This is a genomic window from Hymenobacter sp. (assembly GCF_035709525.1).
GTDB lineage: Bacteria > Bacteroidota > Bacteroidia > Cytophagales > Hymenobacteraceae > Hymenobacter.
The window spans coordinates 1-6,878 of record NZ_DASTEP010000002.1; the positions used below are offsets into that span (position 1 = coordinate 1).

The window sequence follows — 6,878 nt, forward strand, 5'->3', positions numbered from 1 at the left end:
TGAAGCATCTCTACCGCACCGTCAGGATACCTTTCCAACGGTGCGGTAGAGATGCTTCACTGCGTTCAGCATGACGAACGTGAATAAGCAAGGGCCAAAAAGACGCCCTAAATCGCCGTGTTCGGGTCGAACTGTTCGAGGTAGTCGGCCACCTTGCGCACGAACATGCCGCCGAGCGAGCCATCGACCACGCGGTGGTCGTAGCTGTGGCTGAGGAACATAAAGTGGCGCACGCCGATGAGGTCGCCCTGCGGCGTCTCAATCACGGCCGGTTTTTTCTTGATGGCGCCCACGGCCATGATGGCCACCTGCGGCTGCATGATGATGGGCGTGCCCATGACGTTGCCAAACGAGCCCACGTTGCTGAGCGTGTAGGTGCCGCCTTCGAGGTCAGCGGGCGTGAGCTTGTTCTGGCGGGCGCGGTTGGCGAGGTCGTTTACCTTCTTGGTCAGGCCGTTGAGGTTGAGCTGGTCGGCGTTGTGAATGACCGGCACGATGAGGTTGCCCGAGGGCAGGGCCACGGCCACGCCCACGTTCACGTCGCGCTTCTTGATGATGTAGTCGCCATCAATCGACACGTTAATGAGTGGATAGTCCTGGATGGCGCGGGCCACGGCCCACACGAAGAGCGGCGTGAAGGTCAGGTTCTCGCCGGTGCGCTTCTTGTAGGCGTCCTTGTGCTTGTTGCGCCAGTTCACCAGCTCGGTCACGTCGGCCTCCACGAAGCTCGTGACGTGCGGCGAAATGCGCTTGGAATCAACCATGCGCTGCGCAATCATCTTACGCATGCGGTCCATCTCAATCAGCTCCTGGTTGCCCGATACCGAGGGGGCGGGCTTGCTAGCGGGCGTAGCAGCCGGGGCTTTGGGTGGCTCGGGCTTGGTAGCCGCCTGGCCATTGGTGCTGGGCGCGGGGGCCGGCGCTGCCTGCGGCTCGGGGGCTTTGGCCGGGGCGGCCGCCGGGGCGGCGGGTGCAGCAGCGGTAACCGGGGCCGCGCTTGGCGCGGGAGCCGGGGCCGCCGTGGGCACCAGCGGCTGCTTGCCGCCAGCCACGTAGTCCAGAATGTCTTTTTTAGTGACGCGGCCTTCCTGGCCGGTGCCGGGCAGGCGCTCGAGGTCGCTCATGCTCACGCCTTCCTCACGGGCGATGCTGAGCACCAGCGGCGAGTAGAAGCGGCCGGCCAGCACGGGGTGCTCGTCGGCCGTAGCCGGGGCGGGGGCCACGGGCGCACCGGGGGCGGGCAGGTAGGGCACATCGGCCGGGCCGGGGGGCGCGGTGGGCAGCGGCGGAATATTGTCGGGGTCAGCCACGGGTGGGTTGGCGCTGGCTTCTTCGAGGTCGTTGTTTTCTTCGACCTGGGTAGGCGTGCCGCCCGCCGACGTTTCGATGCGGGCGATGGGCGCGCCCACGGCCACTACTTCGCCTTCCTGCACCAGTATCTCGGCCAGGGTGCCGGCGTAGAGGGCGGGTACTTCGGTATCTACTTTATCGGTAGCTACTTCCAGCACCGCTTCGTCTTGCTCAATGGCGTCGCCGACCTGTTTGAGCCATTTCAGCACGGTGCCTTCCATGATGGATTCGCCCATCTTGGGCATCGTCATTTCCACTAGGGCCATAGGGCAGGGGTTCTTTAGGGGGTAGGGGTGGGCGGGAGAGTTCGTGGCGCAAAGGTAGGCAGAAGCGAAAGCGCCCCCGCACTGCCCGGCCGTGCCGCGCGGTATACGCCGCCGGCCCCGTGCCCGGCTGCCGGCCCGGCCCCCAAAAAATACCTACTTATGGGTATTGCCGTGGCTGAGTAGAAGTGATTGCTTTGTAGTAGCTTCGACCCTGAAATAAGGCCTGTCCTTTCCGCAACCGCTCATTTTTCTTTTAGTTATGAAAGCAAACTCGTTACCTTCTGCCTCTCAGTTGCCCACCTGGCACAAATCTGCTACCGCCGCCCCCACCTGGGGCACGGTATCGCTGTCGCGGCAGCCCGTGCAGGCGCTGCCCCAGCCCGCGCCGGGCTACCACCTGCAAGTGCTGCTGCGCCTCTGGGCCAATCTATAGCCGCCGCCGGAAGCTGCTTTGGCGGCTTGTGGCCAGGGGCCGCTGCCTACATCAGGCCACAAAAAAAGCGTCTTCTGGTCACCAGAAGGCGCTTTTTCGGATGAAGAAGGGCAGCGCGAAGCGGGGCAAAAAGGCAAAAAAGACTTGCCTATTTGCCGCCCAGCAGCACCCCTACGTAGGCCTGAAACGTGGAGTGCCGGGCATTGCGAAACTCGTCGTTGCTGTAGCCGTTCCTGGCAAAATCGGTGAACGCGCCGTTGTAGCGCAAGCCCAGCAGCAAGCCGTTGTCGGCCTGAAAGCCCAGGCCGGCCGCGTAGCCCAGTTCGCTGCGCTTGATTTGGTCGAGGTTAGAGGAGCTGTAAGAAGTACCGCTGGTGATGTTGCCATTCACGTACTGCGTGCGGCTGTTGTTGAGGTTCAGCAAGTAGCTGTATTGCGGGCCCGCTTCAAAAAACAGGCCGCCCGTTTTGAGGCGCAGCAGCACGGGCACATCGAGGTAGTCGTAGCGCATGCTGCCGGTAGTGCGGTAGGTGTTGCCCAGCAGCGTCACCTGCTGGTCGGAATACTTAAAGCCCTTTTGCGAGTACAGGCCTTCTACCTGAATGGCCAGAAAATCGTCGGCCACCAGCCCCACGTTGAGCATGGCTCCGCCGTGAAAGCCGAAGCGATTTTTATACTGGTCTTGATTGGTGAGGTCGCCCGACAAGTTAGACAGATTGCCGCCGGCCTTCAGGCCAAAGCGCACCGCCTGCGCGTGGGCCGCCGGGGCCGCCGCCACGGCTACCAAAGCGGCCGCGGCCGCGCTAAGAAGTAGGTTTTTCATGGCCCGATATACGCGGCAGGCTCGGCGATGGATTCTGCGCGATGCAGAGAGCCGTATTGCGAATGGCGCAGTCTACGCTGCTACGCGGCTAAAACCGCCCCGTGGTGTGCGGGCGCGAGCCGGAGCCCGCCGGGTAGTGGGCCGGCCGCTTGGCCTTGCCGAGGTGCCGGGCGGTGGGGTTGCTGCGGTGCAAAAAGCCAAACAGGCCGTGGCGCTCGCGGCTGTGGTAGGGGTAGGTGGCGTACACGGGCACAAAATCGCCCTGCGCGGGGCGGCGGTGCCGAAAGCCCCAGCCGCGCCAGGTGGGGGCGGCGGGCTCGGCGTGGGCCACTACGGCGGCCGTAGCCAGCAAGCCCGATAGGCTGAAGACAAGAAGGGCGGTTCGCAACATAAGAGGGGAAAAGGGAAAATGGTGACTGGCTGGGCCAGCAGTAGCGCTTTGCTACGCACCCTTAACTCGGGCGGTGCGCCGTTTGGTACGTGGCAGTGGCAGTTAGTTAGCGGTTGGGCTGGTCAATGTCTACCAGCGAAAGCCGCCGTAGCTACTGCTGGTACGCAGGGCAGTGGCCAGCATGGCCCTCGCGGTAGCGGCGCTGATTTGCCTAAGAAGCTAGCTTTCAGTAAAAAGCTGGCTCAGATGCTGCGGCGAAGCTTACAAGGAATTCAATAGCCTTTTTGCCCTAGCCGATTGTCGAGCTTTTTGCTAAGTGTAACCCGGGTGGTGCCTTTCCAAGCAGACGCCTGTCCCAGTGGGAAAAATGTTTTTTGCTCATAGTCACTGTAACGTTCGGGTAATAAGCAAGTACCCCCTGCTCCGAACTACTTCACCGAATGATTCATGAGGATTCTTACTTTTGCTTGCTTTGTGCTGGCCTGTCAACTCATATGCACGCTACCGGCGTTTGCGCGGGAGGGGCATCCCGATTTTCGCCAGTTGGTCGATAGCTATGCCAAGCGGCGGGGTTTCAACGGGACGGTGCTTGTTGCCCGGGGCGGTAAGGTGCTCTTTCGCGGTTCCTATGGGCAGGCAAATGCTGAATGGGCCGTTCCGAACGGCCCCAATGACCGCTATCGGATTGGCTCGCTGAGCAAACCGCTTATCGCCACGCTGGTGCTGCAACTCGTTGAGCAGGGGCGCTTGATGCTGGACGGTACCCTCGGCTCCTACCTATCCGAGTTGTACGGCGGCACTGCTGCCGCGCCGGTAACGGTAGCGCAACTGCTCAGCCATACCTCGGGCCTGGCCGACTTGCCCGCTCGCTACGACGATGCCTGGTACCAGACCGCAGCCCGGCGCAGCTACGCGCCCCTGGACTTTGCCCGCGAGTGGATAAAGCCCAGCTTGCTCGAACAGCCCGGCAGCAAGTTTCGGTACAACAACAACGGGTTCTACTTGCTGGGCGTCATTATCGAGCGCGTTACCGGGCAGAAATTAGCCGATAACCTTCAGCAACGGCTGTTCGGCCCGGCTGGCATGAGCGCCAGCGGCCTGTTTTCGGAGCGGGATGTGCTGCCCAGGCTGGCGCTTGGCTATTCCCGCTCGCCCGTCGGCGTGCTGGAACATCCACTTACCGTTAATTCCAGCGTTTCTTTCTCAGCGGCTGGCATTTACAGCACGGCCGATGACCTTTTCCGGTTCGATTGTGCGCTGTACGGCTCCCGGCTGCTGCGTCCGGAAACGCGGGCCCTCATGCTGCAAGCGCACAGTGCCGCCTACGGTTTTGGTTGGAACGTGGGGCAGTGGACGCTACCCGATGGCCGCCGCCTGCCCGTGGCCTCGCATACCGGCAGCGTGCCCGGCTACCAAAGCTATTACCTGCGCTCCGAGCCGAACCAGGACTGCGTTATCATCCTCGACAACTTCTGGCAGGGAGCCTTAGTAGTGCAGATGGGCCAGGACTTGATGGAAGTGCTCAATGGCAAACCCATGCAACTCGCACTCCGCAGCTTAGACGAGTTGCTGACCCCCATCGCGTATCGCGAGGGCACCCAGGCCATGCTGGCCGCCTACCAGAGTCTCGCCACCCAGCGCCGCGAATACGACTTGAGCGAGAAAGCGTTCAACGCCTTAGGGTACAAATTCCTCCGCGCCAATCGCCTCGATGATGCCATTGCGGTCTTTGGCTGGGCGGTTCAGCTGTTTCCGCAGTCATCCAATACCCACGACAGTTTGGGCGAAGCCTATCGCAAAGCCGGCAAGCTCACCGAAGCCGCGCGCAGCTACGCTGCTGCGCTCGCCCTGGACCCCACCAGCACAAGCGCGAAGAAAGCGCTGGAGGAGTTGAAGGGTAGCGGTAACTCGGAATGATTACCTCAAGTTGCCGCACCGCTACGCGGCGCTACTCCGCAATTTAGGTTAGTTGACAAGGATTTGGTAAGCGCAATTCGTCCAGCTAAGAGCAAAAGCGAAATAATTTTTACAGGAAAATAACAGCGGATTCTAGCAAAGAGGCGGCGACAGATAATGAGCGGCTTAGTCCTAATTATTTTGCCGCTGTGCTTATAATAAGTTATTTATAATCAATAGATTGTTTTGAATAAGAAGAATTTGATGCGGACTGATAGCAGCTGGCATTTTTAGGGAAAACAGGTGGCAGCCGGGGGCGGTGGTGCTGGGGCTACCGCCGCCCGGCGCGCCGGGCGGCGGAACCTAATCAGCCTAAGCTGGGCTTTTACGCCGACAATTCACCAACGTTTCATCTCTCAGCCACCCCCTTATGATGAAGTCTATTTTGAGCCCCAAAGTAGTAGGATTGCACAAGGCCCTGGGCCTGGCCGCCGGCGCGGCGCTGCTGTTTTCGTGCGAGTCGAAAAGCAAAGAAGAAATTGCGCCGGCCGTGCCCGTGGCGGAGCTAAAGACCTTTTTGGCCACCTCTACCGGCGTGAAAGCCAGTGACATCGTGTACAACGAGGCGCAAAAAAGCTTCGTGCTCGAAGGCGACGTGCTGATTACGGCGGCCGATGCCCAGGAGCGCATGGCGGCCAGCACCGGCCGCGTTGCGCAGGGCGAGCAGTGGCGCTGGAACTACCTGGTGTCGAACACCTACGTCACCAACATCGATTACTTCATTAATGCCGACGTGCCCGCCGACTGGAAAACGGCCACCCGCGCCAGCATCACCAACTGGAACGCCGTGAACGGCACCAAGCTCTTCCTGCGCGAAGTAACCAGCAGCAGCGCGGCCGACGTGGTAGTGAACCTAGGCTATGCCGATGAAAACTGGATTGCCCGTGCCTACCTGCCTTATTCCAACGGCCGCCCCGGCAACACAGTGACCATCAACACCAAATACAACTACTTGAGCGCAAGCTATAAGGAGTTTACCATGACCCACGAGATGGGCCACATCCACGGCCTCACCCACACCAACCAGACGCAGGGCGTCTTCATCACCGGCACGCCCACCAGCGACCCCAACTCGGTGATGAACGCGACGGTGCTGCCGTGGCAGGGCTTCACGGCCGGCGACATTACGGCCGTGCAGACTATCTACCCGCAGTAGCGAAGTATATTAAGTGACTTTATCTAAGAAGGCCGGCTTCTCCATGCGAGAGGCCGGCCTTTATTATGAGGTAAACTGATGCGTGTTGCGCCGCGCTAAATCCACGATAGTATAAGAAGTAGTGGGGGCACGCTGTTATATAGAAAATGATACAAGCCATGACTAACAACGTAACAATCGACCTAGCAGGCATCAATAGTAAGGTTGCTATTCACCAAGCGTTTAAGCAGCACCTAGGGTTTCCTGATTGGTACGGCCCCAGCTGGGATGCGCTGTGGGACGCCATCATTGCGGTGGTGGAGATGCCGGATGAAGTAGTGCTGCGCAACTGGCAGGAGTATGCCGAGGCCTGCCCCAAGGATATGCAGATACTGCGGCAGATTATCGCCGACTACCACGAGGAGCGGCCGGCTAAGCGGCTGGTGCTGGGGTAGCCAGTGAGGGCGGCGAGCACGTAGCGCGAACTTTGTAGTTCGCGTTTTTACGCCGTTCGTACGCAAAAA

Annotated in this window: 7 protein-coding genes; 4 read left to right on the forward strand and 3 right to left on the reverse strand. The window is 60.5% G+C overall.

From position 1 onward, the window contains the following. Positions 1-107: 107 nt before the first annotated feature. A complete protein-coding gene (locus VFO93_RS00140; RefSeq protein ID WP_325132267.1) occupies positions 108-1,616 on the reverse strand; it encodes a dihydrolipoamide acetyltransferase family protein in 1,509 nt (502 codons plus the stop codon). 259 nt (positions 1,617-1,875) lie between these two features. Here VFO93_RS00140 and VFO93_RS00145 point away from each other — a divergent pair, with 259 nt between their 5' ends. Beyond that, complete coding sequence (locus tag VFO93_RS00145) at positions 1,876-2,049, forward strand: hypothetical protein (protein WP_325132268.1); 174 nt, start codon at positions 1,876-1,878, stop codon at positions 2,047-2,049. Between the two features lie 148 nt (positions 2,050-2,197). On the opposite strand, the gene VFO93_RS00150 is transcribed toward VFO93_RS00145, so the two are convergent. Together VFO93_RS00150 and VFO93_RS00155 are read right to left on the reverse strand one after the other, a co-directional pair. Then, entirely contained in the window at positions 2,198-2,872 is a 675-nt protein-coding gene (locus VFO93_RS00150) for a porin family protein (RefSeq protein ID WP_325132269.1), read from the reverse strand. Positions 2,873-2,960: 88 nt separating this feature from the next. Continuing rightward, positions 2,961-3,263, reverse strand: a complete 303-nt coding sequence (locus tag VFO93_RS00155; RefSeq protein WP_325132270.1) for a hypothetical protein — start codon at positions 3,261-3,263, stop codon at positions 2,961-2,963. Positions 3,264-3,710: 447 nt separating this feature from the next. Here VFO93_RS00155 and VFO93_RS00160 point away from each other — a divergent pair, with 447 nt between their 5' ends. The 3 genes from VFO93_RS00160 to VFO93_RS00170 all read left to right on the forward strand — a co-directional run bounded on the left by VFO93_RS00160 (position 3,711) and on the right by VFO93_RS00170 (position 6,809). After that, positions 3,711-5,180 carry a serine hydrolase gene (locus VFO93_RS00160; protein WP_325132271.1) on the forward strand — a complete coding sequence of 490 codons (1,470 nt, stop codon included), beginning with the start codon at positions 3,711-3,713 and terminating at the stop codon, positions 5,178-5,180. A gap of 409 nt (positions 5,181-5,589) precedes the next feature. Then, positions 5,590-6,375 (forward strand): M57 family metalloprotease, encoded by a 786-nt coding sequence (locus tag VFO93_RS00165; protein WP_325132272.1) that lies wholly within the window; start codon positions 5,590-5,592, stop codon positions 6,373-6,375. A gap of 158 nt (positions 6,376-6,533) precedes the next feature. After that, the gene (locus tag VFO93_RS00170) at positions 6,534-6,809 is read left to right on the forward strand and encodes a barstar family protein (protein WP_325132273.1); all 276 of its coding nucleotides are present in this window, start codon (positions 6,534-6,536) and stop codon (positions 6,807-6,809) included. The last annotated feature ends 69 nt before the right edge of the window (positions 6,810-6,878 follow it).